Source organism: Pyrococcus sp. ST04 (assembly GCF_000263735.1).
Classification (GTDB): domain Archaea; phylum Methanobacteriota_B; class Thermococci; order Thermococcales; family Thermococcaceae; genus Pyrococcus.
The window spans coordinates 1,295,709-1,318,678 of record NC_017946.1 but is presented as its reverse complement, the minus strand read 5'-3'; the positions used below and the strand labels follow the sequence as shown (position 1 = coordinate 1,318,678).

The 22,970-nt window shown below is 42.3% G+C and carries 28 protein-coding genes and 1 other RNA gene; 12 read left to right on the top strand and 17 right to left on the bottom strand.

The window, feature by feature from the left end:
* Genes PY04_RS06895 through PY04_RS06870 form a run of 6 tightly spaced genes read left to right on the top strand, consistent with a single transcriptional unit; the run spans nucleotide 1 to nucleotide 4,053 of the window.
* Nucleotides 1–348 carry a hypothetical protein gene (locus PY04_RS06895; RefSeq protein WP_014734415.1) on the top strand — a complete coding sequence of 116 codons (348 nt, stop codon included), beginning with the start codon at nucleotides 1–3 and terminating at the stop codon, nucleotides 346–348.
* Between the two features lie 4 nt (nucleotides 349–352).
* Nucleotides 353–874, top strand: coding sequence for an NADH-quinone oxidoreductase subunit B family protein (locus PY04_RS06890; protein ID WP_014734414.1), 522 nt, complete (start codon nucleotides 353–355; stop codon nucleotides 872–874).
* Nucleotides 871–1,392: an NADH-quinone oxidoreductase subunit C gene (locus tag PY04_RS06885; RefSeq protein ID WP_014734413.1), complete on the top strand. Its 522-nt coding sequence runs from the start codon at nucleotides 871–873 to the stop codon at nucleotides 1,390–1,392. The genes PY04_RS06890 and PY04_RS06885 overlap by 4 nt, the downstream gene beginning before the upstream one ends.
* Nucleotides 1,389–2,681 (top strand): nickel-dependent hydrogenase large subunit, encoded by a 1,293-nt coding sequence (locus PY04_RS06880; RefSeq protein WP_014734412.1) that lies wholly within the window; start codon nucleotides 1,389–1,391, stop codon nucleotides 2,679–2,681. The genes PY04_RS06885 and PY04_RS06880 overlap by 4 nt, the downstream gene beginning before the upstream one ends.
* Complete coding sequence (locus PY04_RS06875) at nucleotides 2,678–3,643, top strand: respiratory chain complex I subunit 1 family protein (protein WP_014734411.1); 966 nt, start codon at nucleotides 2,678–2,680, stop codon at nucleotides 3,641–3,643. The genes PY04_RS06880 and PY04_RS06875 overlap by 4 nt, the downstream gene beginning before the upstream one ends.
* On the top strand, nucleotides 3,640–4,053 hold the full coding sequence (locus tag PY04_RS06870) for a 4Fe-4S dicluster domain-containing protein (RefSeq protein ID WP_048056076.1): 414 nt from the start codon (nucleotides 3,640–3,642) through the stop codon (nucleotides 4,051–4,053). The genes PY04_RS06875 and PY04_RS06870 overlap by 4 nt, the downstream gene beginning before the upstream one ends.
* Here the strand turns inward: PY04_RS06870 and PY04_RS09515 are convergent.
* Nucleotides 4,044–4,101, bottom strand: an RNA gene (locus tag PY04_RS09515) — C/D box small nucleolar RNA. The genes PY04_RS06870 and PY04_RS09515 overlap by 10 nt on opposite strands.
* 80 nt (nucleotides 4,102–4,181) lie before the next feature.
* Between PY04_RS09515 and PY04_RS06865 the strand changes: the two genes are divergently transcribed.
* Entirely contained in the window at nucleotides 4,182–5,465 is a 1,284-nt protein-coding gene (locus PY04_RS06865) for a phosphoadenosine phosphosulfate reductase family protein (protein ID WP_048056229.1), read from the top strand.
* On the opposite strand, the gene PY04_RS06860 is transcribed toward PY04_RS06865, so the two are convergent.
* Nucleotides 5,452–7,365 carry a S16 family serine protease gene (locus tag PY04_RS06860; protein WP_014734408.1) on the bottom strand — a complete coding sequence of 638 codons (1,914 nt, stop codon included), beginning with the start codon at nucleotides 7,363–7,365 and terminating at the stop codon, nucleotides 5,452–5,454. The two genes, PY04_RS06865 and PY04_RS06860, sit on opposite strands and share 14 nt — an antisense overlap.
* A gap of 49 nt (nucleotides 7,366–7,414) precedes the next feature.
* Nucleotides 7,415–7,759: a DUF4870 domain-containing protein gene (locus PY04_RS06855; RefSeq protein WP_014734407.1), complete on the bottom strand. Its 345-nt coding sequence runs from the start codon at nucleotides 7,757–7,759 to the stop codon at nucleotides 7,415–7,417.
* A gap of 74 nt (nucleotides 7,760–7,833) precedes the next feature.
* On the opposite strand from PY04_RS06855, the gene coaBC reads away from it, so the two are divergent.
* Nucleotides 7,834–9,042: a bifunctional phosphopantothenoylcysteine decarboxylase/phosphopantothenate--cysteine ligase CoaBC gene (gene coaBC, locus PY04_RS06850; protein WP_014734406.1), complete on the top strand. Its 1,209-nt coding sequence runs from the start codon at nucleotides 7,834–7,836 to the stop codon at nucleotides 9,040–9,042.
* Here coaBC and nuoI read toward each other — a convergent pair.
* From nuoI to PY04_RS06785, 13 genes are read right to left on the bottom strand one after another with little or no spacing between them, the layout of a single operon-like run.
* The gene (nuoI, locus tag PY04_RS06845; protein WP_014734405.1) at nucleotides 9,031–9,657 is read right to left on the bottom strand and encodes an NADH-quinone oxidoreductase subunit NuoI; all 627 of its coding nucleotides are present in this window, start codon (nucleotides 9,655–9,657) and stop codon (nucleotides 9,031–9,033) included. The genes coaBC and nuoI overlap by 12 nt on opposite strands.
* Nucleotides 9,658–9,662: 5 nt before the next feature.
* Nucleotides 9,663–10,838, bottom strand: a complete 1,176-nt coding sequence (locus PY04_RS06840; protein ID WP_014734404.1) for an NADH-quinone oxidoreductase subunit D — start codon at nucleotides 10,836–10,838, stop codon at nucleotides 9,663–9,665.
* Nucleotides 10,839–10,849: 11 nt separating this feature from the next.
* Nucleotides 10,850–11,374, bottom strand: a complete 525-nt coding sequence (locus PY04_RS06835; protein WP_014734403.1) for an NADH-quinone oxidoreductase subunit C — start codon at nucleotides 11,372–11,374, stop codon at nucleotides 10,850–10,852.
* Entirely contained in the window at nucleotides 11,371–11,949 is a 579-nt protein-coding gene (locus PY04_RS06830) for an NADH-quinone oxidoreductase subunit B family protein (RefSeq protein ID WP_014734402.1), read from the bottom strand. Before PY04_RS06830 ends, PY04_RS06835 begins: the two co-directional genes overlap by 4 nt.
* Before the next feature lie 10 nt (nucleotides 11,950–11,959).
* The gene (locus tag PY04_RS06825; RefSeq protein WP_014734401.1) at nucleotides 11,960–12,889 is read right to left on the bottom strand and encodes a respiratory chain complex I subunit 1 family protein; all 930 of its coding nucleotides are present in this window, start codon (nucleotides 12,887–12,889) and stop codon (nucleotides 11,960–11,962) included.
* Nucleotides 12,890–12,892: 3 nt separating this feature from the next.
* Complete coding sequence (locus PY04_RS06820) at nucleotides 12,893–14,749, bottom strand: proton-conducting transporter membrane subunit (RefSeq protein ID WP_014734400.1); 1,857 nt, start codon at nucleotides 14,747–14,749, stop codon at nucleotides 12,893–12,895.
* Complete coding sequence (locus PY04_RS06815) at nucleotides 14,746–16,227, bottom strand: proton-conducting transporter membrane subunit (RefSeq protein ID WP_014734399.1); 1,482 nt, start codon at nucleotides 16,225–16,227, stop codon at nucleotides 14,746–14,748. Before PY04_RS06815 ends, PY04_RS06820 begins: the two co-directional genes overlap by 4 nt.
* A complete protein-coding gene (locus tag PY04_RS06810; RefSeq protein WP_014734398.1) occupies nucleotides 16,224–16,568 on the bottom strand; it encodes an NADH-quinone oxidoreductase subunit K in 345 nt (114 codons plus the stop codon). Before PY04_RS06810 ends, PY04_RS06815 begins: the two co-directional genes overlap by 4 nt.
* On the bottom strand, nucleotides 16,565–17,272 hold the full coding sequence (locus PY04_RS06805) for a Na(+)/H(+) antiporter subunit B (RefSeq protein WP_014734397.1): 708 nt from the start codon (nucleotides 17,270–17,272) through the stop codon (nucleotides 16,565–16,567). The genes PY04_RS06810 and PY04_RS06805 overlap by 4 nt, the downstream gene beginning before the upstream one ends.
* Nucleotides 17,273–17,274: 2 nt before the next feature.
* Entirely contained in the window at nucleotides 17,275–17,559 is a 285-nt protein-coding gene (locus PY04_RS06800; protein ID WP_014734396.1) for a DUF4040 domain-containing protein, read from the bottom strand.
* Nucleotides 17,556–17,927, bottom strand: coding sequence for a monovalent cation/H(+) antiporter subunit G (gene mnhG, locus PY04_RS06795; protein ID WP_014734395.1), 372 nt, complete (start codon nucleotides 17,925–17,927; stop codon nucleotides 17,556–17,558). The genes PY04_RS06800 and mnhG overlap by 4 nt, the downstream gene beginning before the upstream one ends.
* Nucleotides 17,924–18,178, bottom strand: a complete 255-nt coding sequence (locus PY04_RS06790; RefSeq protein WP_014734394.1) for a monovalent cation/H+ antiporter complex subunit F — start codon at nucleotides 18,176–18,178, stop codon at nucleotides 17,924–17,926. Before PY04_RS06790 ends, mnhG begins: the two co-directional genes overlap by 4 nt.
* Entirely contained in the window at nucleotides 18,175–18,681 is a 507-nt protein-coding gene (locus tag PY04_RS06785) for a Na+/H+ antiporter subunit E (protein ID WP_014734393.1), read from the bottom strand. The genes PY04_RS06790 and PY04_RS06785 overlap by 4 nt, the downstream gene beginning before the upstream one ends.
* A gap of 243 nt (nucleotides 18,682–18,924) precedes the next feature.
* Between PY04_RS06785 and tes the strand changes: the two genes are divergently transcribed.
* The 4 genes from tes to PY04_RS06765 are packed head-to-tail and all read left to right on the top strand — an operon-like array spanning nucleotide 18,925 to nucleotide 22,048.
* Complete coding sequence (gene tes, locus PY04_RS06780) at nucleotides 18,925–20,688, top strand: tetraether lipid synthase Tes (RefSeq protein ID WP_014734392.1); 1,764 nt, start codon at nucleotides 18,925–18,927, stop codon at nucleotides 20,686–20,688.
* 5 nt (nucleotides 20,689–20,693) lie between these two features.
* Complete coding sequence (locus PY04_RS06775; RefSeq protein ID WP_014734391.1) at nucleotides 20,694–20,954, top strand: DUF3213 domain-containing protein; 261 nt, start codon at nucleotides 20,694–20,696, stop codon at nucleotides 20,952–20,954.
* Between the two features lie 34 nt (nucleotides 20,955–20,988).
* Nucleotides 20,989–21,540, top strand: coding sequence for a nitroreductase family protein (locus tag PY04_RS06770; protein WP_014734390.1), 552 nt, complete (start codon nucleotides 20,989–20,991; stop codon nucleotides 21,538–21,540).
* Nucleotides 21,521–22,048, top strand: a complete 528-nt coding sequence (locus PY04_RS06765; protein ID WP_014734389.1) for a GNAT family N-acetyltransferase — start codon at nucleotides 21,521–21,523, stop codon at nucleotides 22,046–22,048. Before PY04_RS06770 ends, PY04_RS06765 begins: the two co-directional genes overlap by 20 nt.
* Here the strand turns inward: PY04_RS06765 and PY04_RS06760 are convergent.
* Entirely contained in the window at nucleotides 22,034–22,969 is a 936-nt protein-coding gene (locus PY04_RS06760) for a carbohydrate kinase (protein ID WP_014734388.1), read from the bottom strand. The genes PY04_RS06765 and PY04_RS06760 overlap by 15 nt on opposite strands.
* Between the last annotated feature and the right edge of the window lies 1 nt (nucleotide 22,970).

The window sequence follows — 22,970 nt, the reverse complement described above, 5'->3', positions numbered from 1 at the left end:
GTGTTTGGTTATTGGGATGCTCTTTACTTCGTTTTAGTATTCATACTTGGTCTTATCTTAGCTTACTTACTCGAGAGATGGGCTAAGAGTGTAGGTATGGGAACGAGAGAGGTTGGCGATGGAACTAAGATATTTATTAGTGGTGAAGATCCCGACAAAGTTATTCCTGGATTTGAGCACTTGGAAGGGTTTCATACCGGAAAGAACACCATGTGGGGATTAATAAATGGAGTCAGAAAATTCTTTGTAACTCTAAAAGCAGACCACACTGGCCTTCTAACTGACTACGTTAGCTACCTTCTAATGACGACTGCATTTATACTAGTTATCATCATACTCAGGGGGTGAATAAATGACGATTAAGATTCCTGCAGATCAAAAAGAAGCAAACGAGAGGAAAAAGCTTGAAAAGAGGATAGCTCAACTATGTCGCTTCATCGGAAGGTCACCATGGGTGTTCCATGTAAATAGCGGTAGCTGTAATGGATGTGACATAGAGATAATAGCTGCTCTAACCCCTAGGTACGATGCTGAAAGGTTTGGAGTAAAGCTTGTAGGAAGTCCAAGACATGCTGACATACTACTTGTAACAGGTCCTGTGACAAATCAGAGCCTTGAAAGGGTTAAACTTGTCTATGAACAAACGCCAGATCCAAAGATTGTGATTGCAGTAGGAGCATGTCCTACTGGAGGAAGCGTTTTCTATGAAAGTCCCTTCACCAACGCCCCGCTAGATAACGTTATTCCTGTCGATGTCTTTGTTCCAGGCTGTCCACCAAGGCCAGAGGCTATTCTCTATGGTGTTGTTTTGGCATTGGAGAAGCTCGCTAAGATGATAAAAGGTGAGATTCCACCTGAGGAGGGAGAAGAATGAGCAAGGAAGAGTACTTTGTTGAACTTGTAAAAAAGACGTTTCCAAATGCTGATGTTGAAATAAAGGAGAATAAATGGGGAAGAAAGAGAGTCTGGGTTAAAATACCTAGAGAAAGCTTCAGAGCTTTCATGAAGTTCCTAAAAGAGTTTGATGAAGATACTCATTACTCCATAGCGATAGAAGAAGACATTGGAGATAGTATAGACTTCACAATTCACTTCCTCTTAAAATTTGAAGATGCTCCGGGGATTTCATTGCTAGTTAAGACGACAGTCCCAAAGGATGATCCAGTTCTTCCAGACATCAGCGACATCTTCCCAATTTCCCTTCAGTTTGAAAGGGAAGCAATGGAAATGATCGGCATAGATTTCGAAAATGCTCCAGATAAGAGAAGGTTGTTCCTTCCAGACGACTTTCCAGAAGGGATATATCCGCTCAGGCTTGACGAGAAAGGTATTCCAGAAGAGATGGTTAAGAATGCTGGCCATCCCTATCTCCTGAGGAGGGGAGGAAAATGACAAAAAAAGTGGAATATTGGGTTAAAGTTCCATTCGGTCCAATTCATCCAGGATTAGAGGAACCTGAGAAGTTCATTCTCACATTGGATGGAGAGAGAATAGTAAGCGTTGATGTCAAGCTTGGGTATAACTTGCGTGGAATTCAGTGGATAGCAATGAGAAGGAATTATGTTCAAGTAATGTACCTTGCAGAGAGAATATGTGGAATCTGCTCCTTCTCCCATAATCACACGTATGTTAGAGCTGTTGAGGAGATGGCAGGCATTGAGGTTCCAGAGAGAGCTGAATATATTAGGGTGATCATTGGGGAGCTAGAAAGAATTCATTCACACCTTCTGAACCTTGGTGTGGTTGGCCATGATATAGGTTATGATACGGTTTTGCATTTAACATGGCTGGCCAGGGAGAGAGTCATGGATGTCTTGGAGGCCATAACAGGAAATAGGGTTAATTACTCTATGATGACTATTGGTGGTGTAAGAAGGGATATAGAAGAGAGGCACAAGAGGCTTCTTTTAGACATGATAAAATACTACAGGGAAGTTCTGCCACAGATAGAGGATGTATTCTTACACGATTCAACAATAGAAGCTAGGCTTAGGAATTCAGCCATCATATCTAAGAAGGTTGCGAGGGATCTTGGAGCTGTCGGTCCAACGGCTAGGGGTTCAGGAGTTAAAGATGATGCTAGATGGAGTGAGCAGCTTGGAGTTTATCCAGAGCTAGGCATAAAGCCCGTGATGCCCGAGGATGTTACTGGAGAAAAGGCTAGAGGGGACGTGTACGATAGAATGGCCGTAAGAATTGGAGAGCTCTGGCAGAGCTTGGAGTTAATTGAACATGCCCTAGACCAAATGCCAGAAGGAAAAATAAAGACATTTCCGAAGGATAATGTTCTAGTTGCCAAACTCAAAATTCTTGGAGATGGAGAGGGAGTTGGAAGATATGAAGCCCCAAGAGGAGAACTGGTTCACTATGTGAAGGGCAAGAAAGGAAGGGATGGACCAGTTAGGTGGAAGATGAGAGAACCAACGTTTCCAAACCTCTTTGCAGTAGCAAAAGGCCTTGAGGGCAACCAACTGGCTGATGTTGTCGTTGCTATAGCCTCAATAGATCCCTGTTTAAGCTGTACGGATAGAGTTGCTGTGATAAAAGAGGGAGAGAGGATAGTTCTAACTGAGAAAGACCTTCTCAGGCTGTCAATAAAGAAGACCAGGGAAATTAACCCGGAGGTTAAAGGCGATCCAACGCCTGCTGGAGTTGGATGCTCAAGGGGGGTGTTACTATGAACACTGTTTATGCGTTACTGGGAGTGATAGGACTTTATGTTTATGTCTCTATAATCTCCTTACTCTTCAGCGGTATAGATAGAAAACTAGTTGCCAGGATGCAGAGAAGGGTAGGGCCTCCAATACTTCAGCCCTTCTATGACTTCTTAAAGCTCATTAGTAAGGAAACTATAATTCCCAATACAGCAAACTTCATGTTCAAAGCGGCACCAGTTTTGATGCTGGCAACCACAATAGCCCTTTTAGCTTACACACCTATGGGATTTGCTCCATTGTTTGCAACAAAGGGCGACATTATAGTATTTATATACCTCCTAACATTGGCGGACTTCTTCTTGGTTATCGGTGTTATGAGCTCTGGAAGTCCTTATGGGAGAATAGGAGCATCAAGAGAAGTTGCAATGCTTGTATCTAGAGAACCGGCCATGATGCTTGGGGTATTTGCAATCATGTGGGGTATCTCAAAGCTTGGTGTCCAGAAGCCTTTCAGCTTGTCGAGTCTCTACGAGCATAATATCTGGGAGCTGGGACCAATGGCATGGGTAGCAGGGGCAATACTTGTGTACGTGTTCATGGCTTGGTTGGCCAGTGAGATAGAGACAGGATTCTTCAACATACCAGAGGCTGAGGAGGAAATAGCTGAAGGAACACTCGTAGAGTATAGTGGGAGATATTTGGCAATAATAAAGCTTGCAGAATCAATAAAGGAATTCATAGCTGCTTCATTAGTTGTCGCTGTATTATTCCCGTGGCAAGTCCCAATTCCAGGTGTTGTAGGGTATATCGTTAATCTACTCCTCCATACTGCCAAGGTGTTCATAGTATTGCTCATTGCTAAGACTGTTTTTAGGGCAGTAACTGGAAGGCTAAAGATTAGCCAAGCAATAAACATTCTCTGGACGAGAGTTTTTGCTGCTAGTGTTATTGGATCTCTGATCTTGGCGATGGGGGTGATAATATGATTCGCCTTCCTCTCCTATCCACAGTGATTAAAAACATGTTCAAAAAGCCAGCAACAAATTTATTCCCAAAAACTGAACCAGTTCCTGTTCCAGAAGGCTTTAGAGGAAAAATAGTGTATAATGTCGATAAGTGCGTTGGGTGTAGGATGTGTGTTACGGTTTGTCCTGCTGGAGTCTTTGTTTATCTTCCAGAGATAAGGAAGGTGGCTCTCTGGACGGGAAGGTGCGTGTTCTGTAAGCAGTGTGTTGATGTATGCCCAACAGGCGCACTTCAAATGAGCGATGAATTTCTACTCGCAAGTTACGATAAATATGATGACAAGTTTATCTATCTAACCCCTGAGGAGGCTGAGGAGATAAAGAGAAAGCAGGAAGAGCTCAAAAAGGCAAAAGCAAAGAAGAGTCAGTGAACCGGTCTTCATCATCTTTTTTCAGGTCAGGGAGTTTTCATCATCTTCCTTCATTTCCTTACATTTTTGTTTTGGTGTAAAGGTTATCTCCGGTATCCTTTTAATTGCACCCTTTCTTTAAAATATTGATGTTCAACATAATAGTTAGAGCAAGAAAAGATGCAAAGGCTATCCAATACATAAATGAAAGGAACTATGGAGGTTACCTCAAGGTATCTACTCTGGGTGGGGGGAGGAGACTAGAGGAGGTAAGAGACAGCTTAGAGGAAGCGTTGGAGAGTTCTTACATTCCAATACTTCTCTTCGGGGAAAAAGAAAAGGAGCTTGCCAAGGACATAATGGCTGAAATTAAGGAACCATTCTTCATTAGGATACTTAGAACAAAGAAAGTGCGGAACATGAGAGTTGACGAGCTGTACTCTCACATAGAGGAGATAAAGGCAAGATTTAGGTTGGGAGTATCTTGGGATAATGATCATTATATTCTAACTCCTGAAAACCAATTGGGAGTTGAAATAAATCCTGACTATGACATATACCTGGCATTTGGAGAAGGGTTCAGACGCAACATGAAGGCATTACTGGATGTTGATCCGGGAGATGTTGCATTAGTTTTGAGGAAAACTATGAATGTTGAAGAGTATTATTCAGGACCCAATAAAATAGCAGAGATAGCGAAGATACTTGGTAGGCCGACAGATGTTAGATGGAAGATTCCTGCGCTTGAAAATGTATCTCTCAAAAAAACGGTAAAGGCAAATGAAGGATATATCAAAGCCTTTGAAAAGGCAAGCATTGAATTCTTAGAAAAGTTTAAGGACAAGAATGTTGTGGTTCCCTGGAGCGGGGGTAAAGACTCTACGGCCGCCTTGATACTTGCTAGTAAAGTCTTTGACGATGTCACTGCTGTTTATGTAAAAATGGAGTATGAGATGCCCCTTACTGATGAGTACGTGGAAAAGGTAGCTAAGAAGCTTAGGGTCAATGTAGTTAAAGTAGATGTTCCGATGCCCATAGAAAAGCATGGAATGCCCACCCATGCTAATAGATGGTGTACAAGAATGAAAGTTGAGGCTCTTTATAATGCCGTTAAGGAAATTGAAAATCCAGTTCTCGTAGTTGGGGATAGAGATGCTGAAAGTGCTAAGAGAAGGTTAAAGCCTCCTGTAATTGAAAGACACACTCCATTTGGAAAATTGCTCGAGGTTATGCCAATAAAGTTCTGGAGTGGTGCAATGGTTCAGCTCTATATACTTATGAATGGCCTGGAGTTACATCCTCTCTACTATCAAGGCTTCTACAGGTTAGGCTGTACAGTGTGTCCCAGCTTGGCCCAATGGGAAATAGACCTTCTTGATAGACTTGGCTACCTTCCAGAAATAATGAAAAATAAGAGGGCTAGCGACGTCTAAAGGCAAGGGGTATTATGGCTAAGAGAAGCAAAGCTACTGGTCCACACACGCTTTGGGTTTTCTCCCCCTTCTCTGCTGAAGTTGTGGTTGTTGTTGAGGGTTGTTGAGTAGGAGTCGAGGTTGTTGTCTTAATTGGAGATGATATTGTGGTTGTCGTTGTAGTATTGTAGGACTTCCATCCAAGGAATACAAGGGCTGTCTCCTTTGCATATTGATAGAAGACCATCGCAGTTATTATATCCTGGACGTCTCCCTTGGCTTCGTAACTCTCTGCGAACTCATAGTATGCCATTGATAGTAGTGGAACTGTTCCTCCCTCCTGGGCTAGCCCTATTGCAGTCTTAGCCTCTTCTTTCATCATCTTGAGCTTGTCCTCAAGGACAGTAACATTGTCAATGCCTATTGTGTCCAGAATAACTTCTCCTCTTATTCTAGCTTCCATCGCTGAGAACAAGGCGGCAGAGTATTTGCCATCTTCGTAATACTGCTCTCCCTTATTAAGGGTATCAACAAGATCCTGCAGGTTCTGTTGGCCAAACATTGAAGTTATGTATGTCACGATAAGCCTAGCATTGTCAAGCTGGTTCCTTGCAGCCTTTTTAATTGCTTCTCGAGAGATTACTTGGCCTCTTGCATATCTTTCACCTAGCTTTGCCCAGAGTTCGGCTGTTTTGGCCCTCTCATAGGCGTATGCTGCATTGCTTACTGCATCCCAGTAGTCTTGCTTGTAGTAAGCTGCCTGTGCTTTCTTGAGATATTCCTTTGCGTCTTCTATCCTAGTTTCACTAGCCGCAACTGCTTGAAGCATTGTAACTCCTTTTATTGTAAGATTTGAGACATAGGACTCGACGTTGTTTATTTCCCTCTTAACTTCTAGAAATATCTCCTCTATGTCTTTTCCCTCATACACGTCGATGTACCAGTCTACGTGCCTTATTATTATCCTGGCTTGAAAGTCGAGGCTCATTGCGGTATAATATTTACCACTATCCAAAGCAGATTTCGCATTTTGGAGTGTCTTATATGCATCATCAAGGGCCGATTTTAGGTAGCTGTATGTGGAATAACTAACATCGCTGTTCTTGAGCTTGTTCTCGATCTTCTCATAGTACGACATTGTTGAGTCGTAGTCATCTTTTGCATCCTTCTCAAGAAATGTTGTCGTTATTATGACGTGACCTTTAGGTTTAGGCCTTTCTATTCTATGTCCCGTAAAATAGTAAACCGCGTCGTATATGTCCTTAACTTCTATGACTTTTAGCCCCCACCTTTCCTCAGCGTACTTTGCCACATCAACTTTTCTTTCGGTGGTTGTTATCTGGGTTATTGGACCTATCTGTCTCTTTTGGGTTTCCGTAACAATTTGAATTCTTTGACCCTCTGGAATCAGGAATATCTTTGCTCCTGCTTGGTGAGCTGCTGAAGCCTTCTCAAGAATACCCCCTACTGGTCCTATGCTTCCGTCCGGATTTATCATTCCAGTCATCATGACATCGCTCCTTACCTTCCACCCCATTAGTGCTGCTATTATTCCGACAGTCATTGTTCCTCCTGCTGAAGGTCCGCCAATAATTGGAGAGTCTGCTCTTACTTGAATGAACACATCATATTTATCCATGTTAATTCCTAAAACCCTACCAGCGACCTCTGCTGCTAGTCTCGCTGATGCCTGCATGTCAACCTCTGTTAATGGCCATGTTTCGACATATACGTGCCCACTTCCTGGAGCCACAGTAATTACGAATTCAGTGGGAACTCCAACCATTTCTCCAGTTGATGTCATTGAAACTGCAGGGGCTTTTAATATTACTGTTCTGCCTTCACATGGACACTGTGCGAGAATTGGTTGTAGCATGAGACCAAGAATCGCAAAAATAAGAATTATAGCAGTTTTTCTCATTTTCAGCCACCAAAAATAAAAGGGACAGAAGATTATATACGGGTTTCGCTTATAACTTTACCTTTGGGAGCAGGTTTTCTGCTAACTCCCCTGCTATTGGGAATTTAAACATCTCTCCCTGGTATGCCTTTATTATCCCAATGATCCAAGCTATTAGAGCAGTTATCTTTATTATCACGACGAAAAACCATCCAAAGAAGGGTATCCAAGAAAATAATGCCCAAAGTATAAATAATCCAAGAAATGTCACAGTAGACTGCATTGCGTGAAATCTAACAAACTCACTGTCCTTTTCGAGAGCGAGTAGAATTACTCCACTTATAAATCCTGCTATATAAGACAAAGCAGCTTCAACATTTTCTTCCAATCCCAAAGATGTTCTCTTCTTTTCCATATGTATCCACCTTATATGAGAAATTCGAGGAACTTAAAAACAATTCTAAATAAAGCTTTCTTTGGTGGATGAAAATGCTTCATCATGTGAAGCTTATCTACGCAACGAAGAGTAGAAAGCTGGTTGGCAAAAAGATAGTACTTGCAATTCCGGGGAGTATAGCAGCTGTAGAGTGTGTTAAGCTTGCTAGGGAGTTAATTAGGCACGGTGCTGAGGTTCATGCGGTGATGAGCGAGAGCGCGACGAAAATAATTCACCCATACGCAATGGAATTCGCGACAGGAAATCCTGTAGTAACTGAAATCACGGGATTCATAGAGCATGTTGAGCTTGCCGGAGAGCATGAGAACAAGGCAGACTTAATACTTATATGTCCTGCTACTGCCAACACGATAAGTAAAATTGCATGTGGTATAGATGACACGCCAGTAACAACAGTGGTTACTACTGCCTTTTCTCATATTCCAATAATGATAGCCCCCGCCATGCATGAGAGCATGTATAGGCATCCGATAGTTAGAGAGAACATTGAGAAGCTAAAGAGGCTTGGTGTAGAATTTATAGGTCCGAGAATTGAAGAAGGAAAGGCAAAAGTTGCGACAATTGATGAGATTGTCTATAATGTCATTAGAAAGCTTCATCCAAAAAGTCTAAAAGGAAAAAAAGTCCTTGTAACCGCTGGAGCTACCAGGGAGTACATAGATCCTATTCGCTTTATAACTAATGCGAGTAGCGGCAAAATGGGGGTAGCTCTTGCGGAGGAGGCAGACTTCAGAGGGGCAGAGGTTACCTTAATAAAAACGAAAGGTAGCGTCAAGAGCTTTGTCGAGAACCAAATAATCGTGGAGACCGTTGAAGAGATGCTTAAGGTAATAGAAAGAGAGCTTAGTGAGAAGAAGTATGATGTCGTGATTATGGCAGCGGCTGTAAGTGACTTCAGGCCAAAGATAGTCTCTAGTGAAAAGATAAAGAGTGATAGAACAGTAACTCTTGAACTTGTCCCAAATCCAAAGATCATAGACAGGATAAAGGAATTGCAGCCAGATGTACTCCTTGTTGGATTTAAGGCAGAAACTTCTGCTGACAGAGTAGTTGAAGAGGCCAAAAAGCAAATTGAAAGGGCAGGTGTTGATTTGGTAGTGGGGAACACATTGGAAGCCTTTGGTAGTGATGAGAATGAAGTTATTCTTGTAACTAGAGATGGCGTGAAGAAATTACCAAGGATGAAAAAGAGCGAAGTGGCCGAAAAAATATGGGATGAGATAGAGAAGTTACTGTTTTGAATCTTTTTTCTCTTCCTTCTTTGGAGCGGGCTTTGTTGGAGGCTTTGGAGGTCTTATGCCATACCCTACTATCTTAAACTTGAATGTCTCTCCGTTTCTCAGATAATAAGTTACCTCTCTAGTTTCTTCATTAACCTCAATCTTCTCTACGGGGAATCTCCAGTCCCTGTACTGATCTTGAATCTCTTTAAACTTGTCTGGGTGTATTGGTACCCAGTCATAGAGTTGTAGCTCTTCCTCGTCTCCTGTTGTTGTGAGTATGTAACTTTCAATAAACCCGAGTGCTCCAGTCGGACATACATCGACACAGAACTGGCAGAATGTACATCTACCATAATCTATCTTTGGATGAGGTCTCTTTTCCATCTTTCCATCAACTTCTATCCACGTCATTTCAATAGCTCTCGCTGGACATATTTGGCCACAGAAGTTGCAGCCTACACATTTTTTCCAGTCGAGTGTGTGAAATCCTCTGTACTTGGGTGCTGGTTCTATCTTCTCCTCGGGTATTTTTATCGTTACGGGCTTTTTGAAGAGATATTTAAGGCCAAGCCAGGGTTTTACAAAGGATGGACTCTTTTTAACCTTCTCTTCCCCCACAACCTTAGCCGGCATTACCATCACCTGTCTATGTCGGGTGGGCAGTTATCGAGACTCATCAATATCACGGGAACATCGGCTATTCTAGCTCCAACCAACAACTGCTCAAGAACCCTAATACCATGAGCTATGCTCGGCCCTCTCACGTGAACCCTATAGGGTTTATTTCCACCGTCACTCACAACATAGGCACCAAAGTCTCCTTTCGTTGATTCTACATGAGCAAATGCATCTCCTGCAGGAACTTTAAATCTGGGTAAGTTCTTGAGTCTTGGGTCTTCCACCTTATATGGTCCGCTTGGTGGCCCCATTTCGAGGAGTTGTTCTAGTATGTAAAGGTCTTGTTCGATCTCATATCTCCTCACAAGAGCTCTGGCTAGGGCATCTCCCTCTTTCATCGTTGGAACTTCAAAGTCCAGCTCTGAATAAAGGAGATAGGGGTCATCTTTCCTAACATCATATGCGACCCCAGTTGCCCTGAGGTTTGGCCCGGTAACACCTTCCCTGAGTGCGAATTTCTTGTCCATGACTCCAATTCCTTCCATTCTCCTATATGTTATGTAGTTCTCGAAGACTAGGTTGTCAAAGTCGGGTAGCTTTGATTTAACGTACTCCACGGTATCTCTAAGTTGTCTGAGCCATTTGTCACCTGGGATATCTCTTCTTACTCCACCTGGGATTGTGTAGATGTGGTATACTCTTGCTCCCGTTAGCTCTTCAAAGAGCCTCATAAATCTCTCTCTATAGGCAGCTGCCCATTGTCCTGCCGTGTAAACACCTAACTTAAAGCTTAGTCCCATAATCCAGAAGAGGTATGCAGAGACTCTAGCCATCTCAAGCACTACTGTCCTTATCCATTGCGCTCTTTCTGGGACTTCCCATCCTATGATTTCATCGACTGCCATTGAATAAATTGCTTCAGGAACGTCAGATTCGGGAACACATATTCTTAGGAGTAGTGCTATATTTGTGTACCAAGGTCTAAACTCTGCAAGTTTCTCGAACCCTCTGTGGAGAAAACCTGGATTTGCAATAGCCTTAACAACTCTGTTTCCGTCCATTTTTAGGATTATACTGAAGTTTTCAGTTGCCATGTGTTGTGGACCAAAGAATAATTCGTATGTATCCTTATCTATGGGGAACAATTCCATACCATTCTCTCTCGCTTCTCTAATTAGCTCTTCTTGGGTGACCATAACCCAACACCTCAAATTACATACCTGTCCTTATTTTCGTCAAATCTGTCTAAGATCTTGTATTTCTTCTTTACATAGCCTAACATGTCGAAATCTTTCCTATGGGGATATAGCCCTTGTTCTGGGTCATCTAGTATCCAGGGCATTTCCATCTTCTCGTTGCCTTCAAAGTACACTCCAAAGAAGTCATGAACGTCCCTTTCATACGTTTCAGCGGCTGGGTATAGGTCTCTTACTGTTGGCATTTTTGCTTTATCTAAATCTCTTGGTATTCTGGTCTTGACCATTGCATGGGTGCCAAGTTCAATGTTCATTAAATGATATACCAGCTCAATCTCTCCTTCCTTGGGCCAGTCGACGGCCGTTATTTGCAGCATTAATGGAAAGTTATGCTCCTTCATTATCATGAGGAATTCTCTGATCCTTTCGGCTGGAACTTTAAACTCAAGCCTTCTCTCTCTTCTTACCTTACCCTCTGCATATGGTGCCTTTTCGAGTATTGACTTTACTAAGTTCTCTCCAACTTCCCATGTCATTCTTTAACCTCCTTTTTCTTGTCCATTAACCATGGAATCCACTTTCTTGCCTCTTTTTCTCTCCATCCCTCGCCAAGAAGTTCTTCCTGATTCTTTCTATACCATTCGTAATTCTCCTTGTATCTCTTCCAGCCATCGGCTTCTCCGTTTTCGATCATCTCCATTAGCTTGTGTATTCCGTCGAGAACTGCTTCCGGTCTGGGCATGCACCCTGCTATGAACACATCAACTGGGATGTATTTATCGAGGTGCTTTATGGCATTGTAAGAGTCCCAGTAAATTCCACCGTTGAGAGGGCATGAACCGTGAGCTAAAACCCATTTGGGATCAGGAGCCATTTCGTAAGTTATGATTATTCTCTTGAGAGTCTTTGGAGTAACGTATCCGGTTATTAGGAAGAGATCGTACTGTCTCGGGCTTGGATCTGGTATTATACCGAATCTCTCTATGTCGTATCTTGAAGTCATGAGAGGTGGCATCTCTATACCACCGCACCCAGTACAAAATGATACAATCCAAAGGCTCTTCTTTCTCGCCCAATTGAACAGTGGCTCAAACAACCTCCAATCTACCATACCCACCACCTCACAGGCTCGCTAATATTGCTCCTAAAGCGGCTATTATTGTCGGCCACTTCCAGTAGAACTTTGCTGCTTGGTCAATTGTGAACCTCGGGAATATCGTGCTGACAAATATTGCAATTAGAAGAACTGCTAGTTGCTTAACCAATAGGACTGCAAGGGTTGCAAGGGTGTTGAGTATTGGACTTGAAAACGTCGTTATCACTGCTCCTCCCAGGAATATGTTCGAGAAGAATAAGGTCTCTGCAAATAGACCCATTGCATGCTGTATTTGGAGTATTCCCATATGTTTTCCACCAAACTCGACCATTGGACCTAATGATATTTCTCCAGGTGCTATCATGATGTCGAATGGTTCTTTTCCGAACATCGCTTGGAGGACTATGTCATAAGCTATTGCAGCCAGGAGTAATGGTAGGTGGAATATGCTCCATCCGCTCGTCTGCTGAGCCATAACTATTTCGTAAGTGCTAAATGTTCCATAGAATTCAGCGAGTGCCACAATGGCAAATCCTAATGGTACTTGAATTGCAAGGAGAGTTAACAGAGCTCTCTGGGCACCTATCCCTGCATATGGGTTTCCTGAGCTCATTGCAGCAAACATTATTCCGAGCATTGGAATTTCAAGCAAGAACGTAATCAGGATCAAATCTCCATATGCCCTCATTATGCTTATACTTCCAAGTGGAATGAACATCAAGGCTAAAATTGTAGCTCCGAGGGCGAATATTATTCCGAAGTCGTAAATTATGCCGTGTGTTATGTTTTCCTTTTTGCTAAGGAACTTTATAGTGTCTATTATGGGCTGATATATTGGTGGGCCTATTCTTCTGTGAATCCTTGCCGTAACTTTCCTAATGATTCCCATGAACATGAAGCCCACAAAGGTGGCATACAAAATTATGAGGAGGGCTTTAAGGAAAGTCCCAAACATCCTTCACACCCCCATTGCAGCTAATATTATTAAGATTATTGCCAGATACCAAGCATAAGCTTGAACATTACCATTATAGATGTAATTTCTCGCAGTTTCTGCAAAGTCCTCCATGCTCTTCCAGATATCGTGGTACAGTTTGTCAAAGCTTATCCTTAACCAGAATGCCATGGCCTCTTTAAGTGGAAGGAAGAAGTTCCTTCTTATAGTTAGATTGTACTCCATCGTTACAGGGTTACCTGACTGGTATGTGTCTGTGACTGGTACCTTTCTTACACTAGCACCAAGGAAGTATACTATAGCGGCTATTAGAAGACCTATCGTCATCCAAATAGTTAATAGCAATCCGTTGTACCTTCCGAAGCCAAGATCTAACTCCCAAATGTTCCCCCCAATAATTTGCTGACCGAACAGCTTGTTCAGCTCTTGGGCTACGAGACCAGGTGCAACTCCAAAGATAACGTTTAGTGTTCCTAGAATTCCCATAGCTATTGCAAGTGGAAGTGGGGCATCCTTCGTGTTCTCTATATCACTTGGCCTTTGGCCGAACCATACCGCATAGGTGAATCTTATCAAATACACGAATCCAATTGCACTTCCAAAGAAAACCATGCCTCCGAGAATGGGCAGATTTTCATGGATAACTGCTTCGAAGATAAGCCATTTGCTTGCGAATCCAACTAGTGGAGGAATTCCGGCCAGGCTTAATATTGCTATGAATGCCATTGCAAATGTAAATGGCATCTTTTCTGCTAGCCCTCCAAAATCTTTGAACTCTGTTTTTCCTGTCCTATAGATAATGGTAGCAACTATAAGGAAGAACAACCCTTTAAAGAGTGCATGGCTTATTGCGTGGTAGATAGCGGCCTCTATGCTTAGAGCTGTTCCAACGCCAATTCCTACTAGGATGTATCCAATCTGGCTTATACTGGAATATGCAAAGAGTTTCCTTATATCCTCTTGTAACGCCGCAAGGATACCTCCTACGATTATCGTTAGACCTCCTAGGAAGGCTATTATGTATCCAAACGCTGGAGCGCTTCTGAAGTGCCCAAACTCAACTATCAGCTTTCCATACATGAGGACGTACAAGAGAATGAAACCATAGACTCCTGCCTTACTTAGGACTCCGCTGAACATTGCGGTATAACTTTGATTGGTCTCACTATATGCATCTGGGGCCCAGACGTGGAGTGGAAACATTCCTGCCTTAACTCCAAAAGCCAGCAAGAAGAGCCCATAAATCAACATTGTTTCGGTTTTCGTGAATATTCCAGAACCTCCAAGCATCTTACTCATTGCATCCTTTGAGAATGCTGTGGATATATCTGCAAATGTTATGCTCCCAGTCTTTGCATAGATAATTCCTATCGCAACGAGCATTGCATATGCTCCAATAATGCTAAGCACAAAGTACTTTAGTGAGGCACCTCTGTTAAACTTGAAGACCATCATGAAGCTGGCAAAGGTCATGACTTCCCAGAATACAAAGAACGTTATGAGGTCATTGGCAGTAAACACTCCGAGGACTCCAGTGAGGCTCATCAAAGCAAAGAGCCATTCATAGCTATCTTTTGCCGTAGATGCCATACCCAGGATTGCCGTGAAACCAACAACAGCTGCTATCATGGAGAATACCCAGCTAAGACGTGAAAGCATAAAGCCAACTTCGAATCCTGCTACATTGAGTGTGAATGTTAAATTATTCTGAGAGAGTGAAGGGTAAGCTTTGATTAGTAGTATCAAAGGAATTAAAGAGCCGATAATTCCTACAGCTTCTTTAACTCCTTTAACCCTTAGTAACCAGGCGAGGAATCCTGCAATTAATGGTGAAAATACTATAAGCAGGAGCTCATTCATGGTCCCACCCCCATTAGAGGAACGTTCTTAATATAGGTAGCGACATTAAACAAATCATTCCCAGCCTTCGTCACGATATTCCACAATGGTGTTGGGTCAATTCCAATAGCAACGACGATGATTGCCAGCACTATGAGTATTCCGGCTATAACACCTTCTTTGGCTCTCTCACCAGTTCCCATGAACCAGATTCTATGCACTAATCTGAAGTAATAAACGGCTTCAACAACGCTTGCAAATAGCACCAGGATGGCAGGCCACAAGAATCCGGCGTTTAGAGTTGCTAGTATTATCCTTAATTTGCTCCAAAATACGTTGAATAGTGGAACTCCTACTGTTGCAATAGCTCCTATTGTGATTGCAAGGGCTGTCAGGGGCATTCTTCTTCCCAGCCCCTCAAAGTTCTCCAGCTTTGTTCCTCCAAGCGTTATTCCAACGTATCCGACTCCAAGGAAGAGGAGAGCTTTGACTATTGCATGATTAACCATGTGGAATACTCCTGCGTCAACACCTGCCTGCGTTCCTAGAGAGAATGCAAGTGCTACAAGTCCTATCTGTCCAATGCTTGAATAGGCTATCATTCTTTTCACATCTTTCTGTCTGAGAGCTGATAGCTCCGCGAAGATTACCGTTAAGGTTGCCATTATCAGAAGCAACCTGAGGACAGAAGACCATCCACTTGCCTTTTGTAGCAGATAAAGTAGCCTTGCTAGGGCATAAATTCCAGCCTTCACGACAAATGCTGAAAACATAACGGTGACTGGATGAGGAGCTGCTTGGTACGCATCAGGAGCCCATGCATTTAATGGGAATAGCTCGGCCTCTACGGCCAGGCCAAACACTATCAATGCTAGACCTACCTGAGCAACTACTGGATTTATACTTTTAGCGAATTCTGCAAGCTGGGCCATGTTCAGCGTTCCAGTTGCACCATAAAGGAGTGCTACACCTATTAGGAAAAAGCTGGATCCAATTCCTCCCAAAACTATATACTTCATCGAAGCTTCAGCTGCCTCTCCTGTCTTATTATATGCTGTTAGTGCATATGCCGTTATTGCTGTGATCTCCATGAATACGAAAAGGTTAAAGATATCACCGGTAGCAATCATTCCTGTTGCTCCGAGCATCAATAGGAGGAATAGCATTGCGTATTTGTCTATTGGTTCAATATTAACAGCTTTAAAGCTAAATATTGCCATCAGGAAACTTACTATTGCGATTATTAGAACGAATAAGGCAGCGAAGTGTCCTATGTAGAGGTTTATTCCAACTGGAGGCTTCCATCCACCGGCATAGACCAAAATGGGCTTTCCTGTTGAGTAAACTTCGTTAAACACCCATGCAGCTATGCCTGTTTGAACTAATGTTATCAGGACTAAATACGGTTTAATCAAGTTCTTACTTATTTGCTTTAGTACTGGAACGAAGAATGCACTGATGAGAGGGAGAGCTATTAAGAGAGCCGCAACTTGGCTCATCCTCTCAACCTCCTTATTTCTTCTATATTAAGTGTCCCATACTTCTCATACAAGATTATAGCAACGCTAAGAGCCATTGCAGTAGTTGCAACACCTATAACTATTGCCGTCAGGACAAGAGCCTGTGGAATTGGATCTACAGCCTTACTTGCGGTTATTCCTTCGCTAAGAATTGGTGCAGATCTGCCAGAAACATATCCAATACTAATCAATAGCAGATTTACTCCTGTCTCCATTATGCTTAGTCCTATCAGGATCTTAAGAAGGTTCTTCTTTACTAGTACTGCGTACAGGCCAATTAGAACAAGGGCTATTGCTCCAAAGTAATACGCTGATATCATTCTTTCACCTCCTCTTTGAGCATGTTATCTATGATTCCACTGAGCTCGGTTCCTACCTTTATTCCGATTATCGTGTATATTATCGGGATGAATCCTCCGCTGAACAATCTGCCTATGTTACTTGTCCCGAGATGCCATGTCTGCCATATCCAGTCGAATAAGAAATACCCTCCTATTGCTAGGCCAAGTAAACCTACGAGAACATACCCCATTCCCGCAAAGCCTTCCGTGACTTCAAATTCCTTGTGTGGTATTTCATATATTGTAAATGCCATGTACATCAGCAAGAACGCCGTTGCTATAGTTGCCCCGCCTGGAAATCCTCCACCTGGGGTGAGGTGACCGTGAATGAATATGTACATCCCAAATAGCATTATGAATGGGAACAGAAGCTTTGAGCCAGTAGTTAGAACAACAGATCCCTCAGTCTTTGCAGTCCTTTTTCTCTTCTTCCTCCAAAGGAGAGCTCCAACTCCAGTTGAGGCTATGAAGAGTACGGTAACTTCACCAAGGGTATCAAACCCTCTATAATTAACGACAACGGCAGTGACAGCATTAACGGCTCCTGTTTGATCCTTTACATGCTCTAGGTAATACTTCCCCACTAACATTTTGTCTTGTCCAAATGGGACATTTGCAAGACCTTGGGCAAGCCAATATCCAATGATAAGGATTGCAATAATTGCGAGGATTCTCTTTAGCATACTCACCACCTCACCCACCAGCCAGGCTTCTCCTCTTCTTCAGTTTCATACCTATAGGATCTCTTAATTGCAAAGATGAACACTGCTCCGCTGAGAGCTGCCCCTATAGCGGCTTCTGTCATAGCCACGTCTGGAGCTTGAAGGAAGAAGAACAGTATTGATGCAAACAAGCTCACTGCGGCCATTCCAACTGCGGCCGCAAGTAAGTCTCTCCACTCCACTGACAGTATTGCTGAAATTATCATGAGGGCTACTATTATGTATTCAATACAAGCTATACAGTTCATTCCTCACCACCTTCCTGGGACTTCTTTTCAAGATGCTCTTTGTACTTATCAACAACGCTTCCTTCCCAGAGAGGTATTCCTGACTTGTAAGCTCCCCTAATGAGTGCATGGGCGCTTATTGGATTAGTAAGTAGGAGAAATACCGCTATTATTAGGGTCTTGGTCAGCCAGGCTATACTCAATCCCTCTCCAATTGCCCAAATACCTGTTCCGATGATAACTCCAAGTGACCCGAGGGTTGCACTTTTGGTTGCTGTTTGCATTCTGTTATAGACATCAGGCATTCTAATGAGACCTAATGTTGAGAGAAAGTAGAATACCGTTCCAAATAATACCAAGAACTCTCCAATTCCTGCTAAGGCACTCATAGGCCTCCCTCCAAGTATCTCGCAAATGCTATGACTCCCGCAAAGGATAGTATTGCGTATACAAGTGCAACATCCAAGAATATTGCCCTCTTATAGTATAGGGCAAAGAGAACCATTAGTCCTACTGTGATTGTTGTCATAATATCTACAGCAACAAGCCTATCGACGGTTGTTGGTCCCCTGAAAACTCTGTACATACTAAGTAAGGTTGCTATCGCTATGATTAGGAGATAAATGTTAATTCCTATCATTCGAAAATCACCTTCAGGAACTTTTCAAAAGGTCTCGTTATGTTCTCAGATGCTCCTTCTACGGAGGCATCCTTAACATCTATCCAGTGAATGAAGTACCTGTCTCCATCCACATCTAGCGTTATTGTTCCTGGGGTAAGAGTTATGGAATTTGCTAGGGCCAGTTTTCCAACTTCATTTTTAAGTTCTGTCTTGCATTCTACTATTCCCGGATTTATTGGTCTCTTGGGGTGTAGAACTCTGTAAGCGACATCTAAATTTGCCATTAGCATAGCCCATAGAAAGTATGGGATGTAGGCTATGAAGTATGCAACTCTTCTTGGATGGAGATTAGCAAGGCCCCTAGTGGTGAAGATGTCGTGGGTAAGCAGTGCCACTATGAACGAGAATACGAGACCAATTGTTAGTTCCTGAGGATCAACGCTTGCCGTTAAGAAAAGCCATATAATGAAGAGGACTATGAACGTATAAAGGAACTTGCTAATTCGGCTGGCCTCAGCCATTTTGGACCCTCCAAAACTAGTTTCGTATGAAATTTTTTTCCACTAAATACACCATTGGTTTAGAACAAACTTTTATAAATGTTTGCCCCGAACCTCAAAGTTTACAACCAAAAGTTGAAGACATTAATGACCAAAACTTGGAAGAGTGTTCGATAATAGAATTTTGCACACCTATGAATGTGTATCTTCATATTTACGCAAAACTTTTTATACTTATAACAAGAAAAATCGGCAGGTGGTGTTATGGCTGAAAACGTGGGAGAGGTACCTAGTGGTGAAAAAGAATTCGAAACTCTAACCAAAAAAATGCGGGAAATTATAGAATTTCCCGAAATTTCTGAAGAAGAGTTTGAAAAAATGCTAAGAACTGCGAGTAGAGGATATGGCTCTCCCCTTCCTCATAGAACGTATTCACTATGCCCCGAAAGTAGAAGAGTAGTTCCTGCCGTAGTATGGGAAAAAGATGGTATGGTATGGATAACGAAGAAGTGTCCAGAGGGCATGATAACTGACCTGTATTATGAAGATGTTGATCTATATTACAGATTTTCAAGATGGAAGTTTGAAGAGAAAAAGCTCTTCTCAGTAAATGTTGAAAACACAGGTATCAATTGTCCCTTCGATTGTGGCCTTTGTGCTAGGCATAGGTCACATACAAGCCTTTTGAACATAGTCCTTACCAATAGGTGCAATCTTAACTGTTGGTACTGTTTCTTCTATGCAAGGGAAGGAGAGCCAATATACGAGCCCACCCTAGAGCAAATTAGAATGATGCTGAGGAATGCAAAGAAGGAGCATCCAATAGGGGCAAATGCAGTTCAATTCACAGGAGGGGAGCCAACGCTCAGGGATGATCTAATAGAGATAATAAAAATCGCTAAAGAAGAAGGGTATGATCATGTACAGCTAAATACCGATGGAATAAGACTCGCATTCGAGCCGGAACTTGTAAAGAAGATAAGGGAGGCTGGAGTTAATACTCTCTACTTAAGTTATGATGGCATGACTCCCCAGACAAACTGGAAGAACCATTGGGAAATTCCTCTGATCTTCGAAAACGTCAGGAAAGCGGGAGGTCCGGGAATTGTTCTTGTTCCAACGCTTATAAGAAACGTTAACGATCATGAAGCTGGAGCCATAATAAACTTTGGTCTCAATCACCTCGATATAGTCAGGGGAGTAAACTTCCAGCCGATCTCCTTAGTTGGAAGAGTTCCAAAAAAGGAGAGGCAGAGGTTCAGGATAACTATTGCAGGGGCAATAAAGAAAATCGAGGAGCAAACCAACGGTGCCATAGCAAAGGAAGACTGGTATCCAATTCCGATAGCCGGACACATTGCTAGGTTCTTTGAAGTGTTTACAGGAAGTAAATACTACATGACAAGTCATTTCGCGTGTGGGGCGGCTACTTATGTATTCTTAGATAAAGAAGAAAAGAAAGTAATCCCAATTCCAAGATTCCTCGACGTTGAGGGGTTCGTTGAGTTTTTACTCGAGAAAGCAGACGAAATAGAAAAAGCAAGATTTAAAGGACTTGCAAAGTTAAAGGCCATAGGAGAAACAGTATTCTTGAAGTTTAAGCAATTCTATGATGAGAAAAATGCTCCAAAGGGCTTGGATGTACTTGGTTTGATAAAAAATGCCTTTATGTATGGTAACTACGACGCCCTTGGTAAGTTCCATACGAGAACACTCTTCCTTGGAATGATGCACTTCATGGATGAGTATAACTACGACGTCGAGAGAGTTGAGAGGTGTGTTATCCATTATGCAATGCCCGATGGTAGAATAGTGCCCTTCTGTACCTTTAACGTTATCCCAGAAATATACAGGGATAAGGTGCAGAGGCAGTTCAGCTATTCCTGGGAAGAATGGAAGAAGCTACATCCAGACTGGGACTACATGAAGGACAAGTATGTGAGAACCAAGGAGTTCGTTGAAAAAATGAAGAGAAGCGAGCTTTACAGGAAGACCTACATCGAGATAGAAAACTACTTTGCAAGGTGATTGGAATGAAAGAGGGCAAGTTTGAGATAGCTCTAACCCCAGAGGAAGCAATGGTCATTCAGTATGAACTCTCAAAGGAAGATTCAATATACAGGGTGTTCATAAATCCCTATGCGAAAATTGCAAAAGTAATTTTCGATGATTCAAAAATATCTGCAGAGCAAATTGCCGAAAAGTTGAAAGGCAGGAAAATTGAAGAGAGGGACATAACTTTGGAGGAACTTATCGAGAAAAGCATGAGTTGGAACAATGTAGTTAGAGCTTAACATTTTTAGCTCTTTAATTTTCATTACATTTTGTATGGAGTTCTTCGAAGTCCTAAGAAAAAGGAGAAGCATTAGAAATTTTAAACGTGAAAAGATTCCAAAGGAAGTAGTTGGACTTATTTTGAAGGCGGCATTCTTATCACCGAGTTCTCACAATAGGAGACCATGGGAGTTTATAGTTATAGATGATAAGAGGATACTTAAACAGTTGTCAAAAGCTAAACCTGGGGTCGAACCTTTAGCTGGAGCTTCTTTAGCAATAGCAATAATCGCAGATGAAAGAAAGAGTGATGTCTGGCTCGAAGATGCTTCCATAGTGGCGGAACATATTCATCTTGCTACGTTTGCTCTAGGCCTAGGAAGCGTGTGGATACAAATTATGAAAAGAAAGACCTTTGAGGGAGAAGATTCCGAAGAGTATGTCAGAAAAATCTTAGGTATCCCCTCTCATCTAAGGGTTCCATTTATAATTGCAATTGGATTTCCAGGTGAGAAAAAGCCTCCCCATGGAGAAGAGGTGTTTGAATGGTGGAAAGTTCATCACAACTTCTATGGGAGGCGATGGAATGGAAATATTAAAAGTTGATGAGCCAGAGAAGCTTGAGTCTGAACTTATGAGATTTGTGTTTAGAATATATCAGAGCACTAACGGAAAGTATCCGGCTCTTGAATGGGTCGATAGAAAGCCAAGTGTAGATGATTTTGAAGGATTTAGTCGGGTGTATAGGCCCTTCCTTAAATTTAGGCTTGGAGAGGAGTTTGACGAACTGTACATAGTAAAGGATAAGGAAAATATTGTTGGGACAGTAGCGCTTGTTTACAATCTGAAGGGAAAGAACATATGGTGGATACCAGATGACCTTAAGGAGAGCGAAGCTGTTGGGCTTATAGAATTCTTTATGGTAGATGAAAAGTACAGAGGCAAAGGAATTGGTGGAAAGTTATTGACAATTGCTATAGAGAGGTTGAGAAAGATTGGAAAAGTTCCACATGTGGTGACTTTTCCAAATCTTAAAGCTTACGAGTACTACTTGAAGAGGGGGTTCAAAGAGATAATGAGGTTTGGAGAGTTTGCTATTTTAAAACTTGAGTAGTTTAAGGATTTCCCTGGCTTCTCTATACTTTTCAATTTCTTCTCTCTTAGGAACACTCCATGCACCCCTCTTAAGGGTTGAGAGCCCGGCGATAAGGTTTGAGAATTTTCCAATCTTTTCAAGAGTTGCCCATGTTAGGTACTCCCTAAAAGCTAATACTCCAACTAGTAGAGCCGCTGTGAATGCATCCCCTGCTCCAGTAGTGTCTACTGGCTTTACTGGATATCCTGGAACTTTGACTTCATCTTCTCTACTTTTCAAAATACACCCTTCTTTTCCAAGTGTTATTGCTGTTATCAACTTTCCCTCTGCCTCAATTCCCATTTCCCTCAAAATTTTTTCTTCTTCATCACTCATTTTCAGTATATCAACGAGTTCAATAACTGCCCTTAATGTGTCTGCGAGTTTTTCTTCTTGGCCCTTCCACAGATCAGGCCTTAAATTCACGTCAAAGCTTATCAGTGAATACCCTTGGATCCTTTCCATAACTTCTATGGTGGTTTCCCTGCTAGGCCTTCTTGCAAGCAAGACTGAGCCAAAGTGAACTATATGAGAAGCGTTCAGTATCTCCCAGTTGATGTCTTTTGGAGTTAAGTTAAAGTATGCGACGCCATCGTATAGAATGAAGGATGGTTTTGCCCCTTTAAGCTGAACGAAGACTACTCCTGTATGCTTCTCCTTATCAACGACAACACCTTCTGTATTGACTCCTTCTGCTCTTAATTTTTCTAAAAGGAAATCCCCAAAAGGGTCATTTCCAACTTTGCTGATTAGTGCTGAGTTTACCCCTAATCTCCTCACACCCACAGCAACATTAGCCGGAGCGCCTCCTGGATGTTTTTCAAAAGTTTTGACTCTTTTTAGCTCGCCCTCTTCAGTTGCTATAAAGTCTATGAGCACCTCTCCAAATGCCGTTATCATC